Origin of the sequence: Actinomadura sp. KC216, from assembly GCF_004348535.1 — a bacterium.
GTDB lineage: Bacteria > Actinomycetota > Actinomycetes > Streptosporangiales > Streptosporangiaceae > Spirillospora.
On the sequence record NZ_SMJX01000475.1, the window covers coordinates 1 to 4,755 of the forward strand.

Sequence of the window (4,755 nt, forward strand, 5' to 3'; positions counted from 1 at the left end):
GGGCCGGACCGCATCGCGGGGCTGCGGCCCCGGGCGTGGCTGCTGACGATCCTGACGAACGTGTGGCGCAACAGCCTGCGGACGGCGGCGCGGCGCCCGCCGCCCGGACCGCCGATCGAGGACGCCCCGGACCCGCCCGACCCGGGCGAGGGCGTGGAGGACGCCGCCGCCCGCCGCGAGACCGGCCGCGAGCTGGCCGGGCTGCTGGCCGCGCTCCCGCCCGCCCAGCGCGCCGCGGTCGTGCTCCGCCACGTCACCGACCTGCCCGTCGCGGAGATCTCCGCCGTGCTCGGCGTCCCGGAGGGCACCGTCAAATCGCACATCTCCCGCGGCCTGGCGCGGCTGCGCCGCCTGCGCGCCGGCCACGATCCGCAGCGCCCTGACCAGCGAGGGGGCACCTGATGACCCGCACCGATCCCACCCGCGGGAACCGCGACCCGGCCGCCACCGGCACCCCGGCCGGTCCCCTGCCCGATCCCCTGGCCGGGGAGCTGGCGGGGCTGGCCGCCGACGCTCCGCCGTCCCTGCTGGACCGCATCGCCGCGCGCCGCGTCCACGTCCCCGGGCCGCTGGAGGGCCTCCAGGTCGCCTTCACCGACCACGGCGTCGCCTACCTGCGCGCCGGGCTCGACGACGAGGAGTTCACCGCCGCGTTCCGCGCCCGGTTCGCGCGGCCGCTGCTGCCCGCCGACCGCCCGCCCGCCGGGCTGGTGCCCGCGCTGCGCACCGGCAGGCTCGGCGCGCTGCGGCTGGACCTGCGCGGCCTGTCGGAGTTCGAGGCCGCCGTGCTGCGCGCCGCCGCGCGGATCCCGCGCGGGCAGACCCGCCCGTACGCGTGGGTGGCGCGGGCGGCGGGGCGCCCCAAGGCCGTCCGGGCGGTCGGGTCGGCGCTGGGCCGCAACCCCGTCCCGCTGCTGATCCCCTGCCACCGCGTCACCCGCTCGGACGGGGCGCTCGGCGACTACGTGTTCGGCGCGGACGCCAAGGAGCGGCTGCTGCGCGCCGAGGACGTCGACGTCGAGGAGGCCGCCGACCTGGCCCGCCGCGGCGTGCGGCTGGTCGGCAGCGACACCACCGGGATCGTGTGCTACCCCACCTGCGGGGACGCGCGGCGGATCACGCCCGGGCACCGGCGCGGGTTCCGCGACCTGGCCGCCGCGCGGGCCGCCGGGTACCGGCCGTGCCGGCACTGCCGCCCCACCGAACCCGCCTGAACCCGCCTGAACCCGCCTGAACCCGGCCGCCCTGGCGGGCATAGAACGGCGGGAGGCGGGAATGGGCCGGGTCCCGTCCACCCGCGGGGACGGGACCCGCGGAGCGGCACGATGACGGGGCACGACGAGGGGGAGGCCGCCATGCGCGTCGTCGTCACCGGCGCCACCGGCAACATCGGAACCAGCACGCTCCGGGCGCTGGCCGCGGACCCGGGCGTCACCGCCGTCACGGGCCTGGCGCGCCGCGACCCCGGCCGGGCCGCCGCCCCCGACGAGGGCGGTGAGAAGGTCGAGTGGGCCGAGGCCGACGTGACCGACACCGACCTGGTCCCGCTGATGCGCGGCGCCGACGCCGTGGTGCACCTGGCGTGGCTGTTCCAGCCCACCCACCGCCCGGCGGTGACGTGGGACGCCAACGCCGTCGGCAGCGCCCGCGTGTTCGACGCCGCCGCCCGCGCCGGGGTGCCCGCGCTGGTGTACTCCTCCTCGGTCGGCGCGTACTCGCCCGGCCCCAAGGACCGGCCGGTCGACGAGTCCTGGCCCACGCACGGCTGGCCCGGCGCCGCCTACAGCCGCGAGAAGGCCTACGTCGAGCGGCTCCTGGACACCTTCGAGGCCGCGCACCCCGACCGGCGCGTGGTGCGGATCCGGCCGGGGTTCGTGTTCGAGCGGCAGACCGCGGCCGAGCAGCGGCGGCTGTTCGCCGGGCCGCTGCTGCCCGGACGGCTCGCCCGCCCGGGCCTGATCCCCGCCGTCCCGGACCTGCCCGGCCTGCGGCTGCAGGCGCTGCACTCCGCCGACGCGGGCGAGGCGTTCCGGCTCGCGGTCACCGGCGGCGTCTCCGGCGACGCGCGCGGCGCGTTCAACATCGCCGCCGACCCCGTCATCGACGCCGCCGAGCTCGCCGACATGCTGGGCGCCCGCACCGTCCGGCTCCCGGCGCGGGGGGTGCGGGCCGCGCTGGCCGCCGCGTGGCGGCTGCATCTGGTGCCCGCCTCCCCCGGCCTGCTGGACCTGGCGCTGCGGGTCCCGCTCATGGACACCTCGCGCGCCCGCGAGCAGCTCGGCTGGACGCCCCGCCACACCGCCCGCGAGGCCATCACCGAGTTCCTGGACGGGCTGCGCACCGGCGCCGGCCGCGACACCCCACCGCTGTCGCCCGGGACCGGCGGCCCGGCTCGCGCCCGCGAGTTCGTCACCGGCATCGGCCGCAAACCCTGACACCCGCCACCCGCACGCCCGCCGTCCGCCGTCCGCATCTGGAGGTCACCCCATGCCGACGATCACCTCGGAGCATCTGCACGCCCTGCTGGCCTCCGCCCACCGCGACGCCGCGCTCGTCGTCGTGGCCGGGAAGGCCGCCGTCGTGCCCGCCGACCCCGGCCGCGGCGACGGGCCCGAAGAGGCCCTGGTCATCACCACCCGCAACGCCGTGATCGCCGAACTCGACACCGGCGCCAACGAGGAGCAGATCGAGAGCCTCGCCCAGCGCCTGGACGTCGCCCTCGACAGCCTCGGCGGCTGAAACCCGCTCCGGGCGGCGCGGTCAGGGCCGCCAGGCTCATTACCGCCGCGCCCGTCATCAGCGCCCGCGCCGGGACCAGCGGGGCCGGGAGGTTCAGGGGGTGACGGGGACCTCGACGTAGCCGGGGACGCCGCGGCGCAGGGACGCGCGGCCCGCGGTGGCCTGCGCCGCCCACGCCTCGAAGTCGTCGACGTCGGTGAGCGGGACCGGCACGTCGGCCTCGACACGCCGCCCGTAGCGGACATCGCCGGGACGGACGCCGCGGGCGTGCAGGTCGCCGAGGAACCGTCCCGCCAGCGCGTGCTCCACCGCGACGGTGACCGTCACCACCGGGCGCAGCTCCACCACCCCGACCGCGTCGACGGTGCCGGCGACCGCCTGCCCGTAGGCGCGGACCAGACCGCCCGCGCCGAGCTTCACCCCGCCGAAGTAGCGGGTGACGACCGCGACCGTCCCGGTGAGGCCGCGCCGCACCAGCACCTCCAGCATCGGGATCCCGGCCGTGCCCGCGGGCTCGCCGTCGTCGCTGCTCCTGGTGAACTCGCCGTGCTCGCCGACCACGTAGGCGGTGCAGTTGTGCGTGGCGTCGCGGTGCGCGCGCCGGTGCTCCTCCAGGAACCGCGCCGCCTCGTCCTCCCCGGCGGCGCGGGCGAGGGTGCAGACGAACCGCGAGCGGCGGACCTCCAGCTCGCGGGACCCCGCCTGTCTGATCGTGCGCATGGCCGCACCGAGTCTACGGCGTGCGCCCCCGGCGCGGCGGCGGGGGTTTGGCGCGGGCGCGCGCGGGCAGCGCGCAGGGATGGAAATGCTGGACGAGCTGTACCGGCGCTGGCTGTTCGAGGTGTGGACCGGCGACTACGCCGCCGCGGAGGAGATCCTGGCCCCGGGGTTCATCGGGCACTGGCCGAACCTGGAGGTGCACGGCCCGGCCGGGGCCGCCGAGCAGGTCCGCCGCTCCCACGCCTCGTTCGGCGGTGTCCGCACCACCCTGGACGTCGGGCCGGTCGTCGGCGACGGGATGGTCGCCGCCGGATGGACCTTCCACGGCGAGTACCGGGGCGGTATCCCGGGCGCGACCGCGGCGCCCGGCACGCCGGTGTCGTTCCGCGGGCAGGACATCTTCCGCGCGGAGGACGGCCGGTTCGCCGAGTACTGGGTGGTGTCGGACGCGCTGGGCCTCATGGCCGCGCTCGGCGCCGTCCGCTGAACCCTTCGCGACCGCCTCCGGGCCGGGCGGGTCAGATCAGGTCGATGAGGTCGGCGATGGACGGCACGACGCGGTGCGGCCGGAACGGGAACCGGGCGATCTCGTCCTTGCCGGTCACGCCGGTCAGCACCAGGATCGTCTCCAGGCCCGCCTCGACGCCGGCGACGATGTCGGTGTCCATCCGGTCGCCGACCATCGCGGTCCGCTCGCTGTGCCCGCCGACGACGTTCAGCGCCGTCCGCATCATCAGCGGGTTCGGCTTGCCGACGAAGTAGGGCTCCACCTTCGTCGCGCGGGTGATCATCGCGGCGACCGCGCCGCACGCGGGCAGCGACCCCTCCGGGGACGGGCCGATCGGGTCGGGGTTGGTCGCCACGAACCGCGCGCCGCCCTCGATCAGCCGGATCGCGCGGGTGATCTGGGAGAAGCTGTAGGTGCGGGTCTCGCCGAGCACCACGTAGTCGGGGTCGATGTCGGTCAGCACGAAGTCCGACTCGTGCAGCGCCGTCGTCAGCCCCGCCTCGCCGATCACGTACGCCGATCCTGCGGGCCGCTGGTCGGCGAGGAACTTCGCGGTGGCCAGCGCGGAGGTCCAGATCGCCTCGGCCGGGACCCGCAGCCCGGCCGCGGCGAGCCGCGCCGACAGGTCCCGGCGGGTGTAGATCGAGTTGTTGGTCAGCACCAGGAACGGCTTGCCGGACGCCGACAGCCGCCGGATGAACTCCTCGGCGCCGGGCACGGGACGTCCCTCGTGCACCAGGACGCCGTCCATGTCCGACAGCCAGTAGTCGATGGGCCCGCGCTCGCTC

General features: G+C 77.1%; 7 protein-coding genes. 5 read left to right on the plus strand and 2 right to left on the minus strand.

Annotated elements, in window-relative coordinates:
* From E1264_RS40295 to E1264_RS40310, 4 genes are all read left to right on the plus strand, one after another.
* Positions 1–402: RNA polymerase sigma factor (locus E1264_RS40295; protein WP_132182467.1), on the plus strand; the 402-nt coding region annotated here is incomplete at its 5' end.
* Positions 402–1,214: a methylated-DNA--[protein]-cysteine S-methyltransferase gene (locus E1264_RS40300; RefSeq protein ID WP_132182469.1), complete on the plus strand. Its 813-nt coding sequence runs from the start codon at positions 402–404 to the stop codon at positions 1,212–1,214. The genes E1264_RS40295 and E1264_RS40300, both read left to right, overlap by 1 nt.
* A gap of 111 nt (positions 1,215–1,325) precedes the next feature.
* Positions 1,326–2,435, plus strand: a complete 1,110-nt coding sequence (locus tag E1264_RS40305) for an NAD-dependent epimerase/dehydratase family protein (protein ID WP_243711469.1) — start codon at positions 1,326–1,328, stop codon at positions 2,433–2,435.
* Between the two features lie 52 nt (positions 2,436–2,487).
* Positions 2,488–2,739: a hypothetical protein gene (locus E1264_RS40310; protein WP_132182471.1), complete on the plus strand. Its 252-nt coding sequence runs from the start codon at positions 2,488–2,490 to the stop codon at positions 2,737–2,739.
* A 93-nt stretch (positions 2,740–2,832) separates the two neighbouring features.
* On the opposite strand, the gene E1264_RS40315 is transcribed toward E1264_RS40310, so the two are convergent.
* Complete coding sequence (locus tag E1264_RS40315; protein ID WP_132182473.1) at positions 2,833–3,459, minus strand: YigZ family protein; 627 nt, start codon at positions 3,457–3,459, stop codon at positions 2,833–2,835.
* 85 nt (positions 3,460–3,544) lie between these two features.
* Here E1264_RS40315 and E1264_RS40320 point away from each other — a divergent pair, with 85 nt between their 5' ends.
* A complete protein-coding gene (locus tag E1264_RS40320; RefSeq protein ID WP_243711470.1) occupies positions 3,545–3,946 on the plus strand; it encodes an ester cyclase in 402 nt (133 codons plus the stop codon).
* A 31-nt stretch (positions 3,947–3,977) separates the two neighbouring features.
* Here E1264_RS40320 and E1264_RS40325 read toward each other — a convergent pair whose 3' ends face one another.
* Entirely contained in the window at positions 3,978–4,739 is a 762-nt protein-coding gene (locus tag E1264_RS40325; protein WP_132182479.1) for an HAD-IIA family hydrolase, read from the minus strand.
* Positions 4,740–4,755: the final 16 nt, after the last annotated feature.

Bases quoted from the DNA above. Each gene is read 5' to 3' on its own strand.
- E1264_RS40300 (WP_132182469.1), top strand. From the start codon at position 402: ATGACCCGCACCGATCCCACCCGCGGGAACCGCGACCCGGCCGCCACC.
- E1264_RS40305 (WP_243711469.1), top strand. From the start codon at position 1,326: ATGACGGGGCACGACGAGGGGGAGGCCGCCATGCGCGTCGTCGTCACC.
- E1264_RS40310 (WP_132182471.1), top strand. From the start codon at position 2,488: ATGCCGACGATCACCTCGGAGCATCTGCACGCCCTGCTGGCCTCCGCC.
- E1264_RS40315 (WP_132182473.1), bottom strand. From the start codon at position 3,459: ATGCGCACGATCAGACAGGCGGGGTCCCGCGAGCTGGAGGTCCGCCGC.
- E1264_RS40320 (WP_243711470.1), top strand. From the start codon at position 3,545: ATGCTGGACGAGCTGTACCGGCGCTGGCTGTTCGAGGTGTGGACCGGC.